Annotated in this window: 2 protein-coding genes; both read right to left on the bottom strand. The window is 45.0% G+C overall.

What is annotated here, in order from left to right; translation table 11 throughout:
- Window positions 1-125 (bottom strand): hydroxyethylthiazole kinase (locus tag D8863_RS10940; RefSeq protein WP_185761494.1); only part of this gene is annotated, 125 nt, incomplete at its 3' end.
- Window positions 125-525: energy coupling factor transporter S component ThiW (thiW, locus tag D8863_RS10935; RefSeq protein ID WP_125441883.1), on the bottom strand; the 401-nt coding region annotated here is incomplete at its 5' end. The genes D8863_RS10940 and thiW, both read right to left, overlap by 1 nt.

The following is a 525-nucleotide window of genomic DNA, read 5'->3' as shown; positions in this document are numbered from 1 at the left end:
GCCATGACAGGTTTAGATCCCAGAGCCAAAATGCCATTAGCCAGCATCTCACAGGAAATCTCATTGGTGATGCAGTGAATTAAGGAGCTAGAGCTCAGAGGAAAGGGATTTGTAAATTCCTGCATCAGTCTATCCTTTCTCCAAAGAAATATCCTTGTACTTTTTTAAAGAATTCCTGCTTGATTAAAAATCGAAAGGCAAGAAAAGCTATGGCTGTACCGATCAAGGTCGCTCCGAAAAATCGCGGAGTATAGATAAACCAGCTGAGCTTGGCCGCAGATCCCGTAAAGAGAACCATGACAGGATAGGAAACAATGGAACCGATAATCCCTGTTCCCAAAATCTCTCCTAGGGCAGAATAGTGAAATTTTCGACCGTACTTATAAAAGAGACCTGCAAGGAGGGCTCCAAAAGTAGCTCCTGTGAGGGCCAAGGGCGGAATGCCTTGAGTAGACATACGGATAAAGGCTGTGACTGTAGCCATGACCAAGGCATAAACAGGCCCCATCAAGATTCCTGCAAGAA

The organism is Streptococcus oralis (assembly GCF_003943825.1).
Lineage (GTDB): Bacteria > Bacillota > Bacilli > Lactobacillales > Streptococcaceae > Streptococcus > Streptococcus oralis_CD.
The sequence above is the reverse complement of the archived record's forward strand: the minus strand, read 5'-3'. Positions and strand labels throughout refer to the sequence as shown.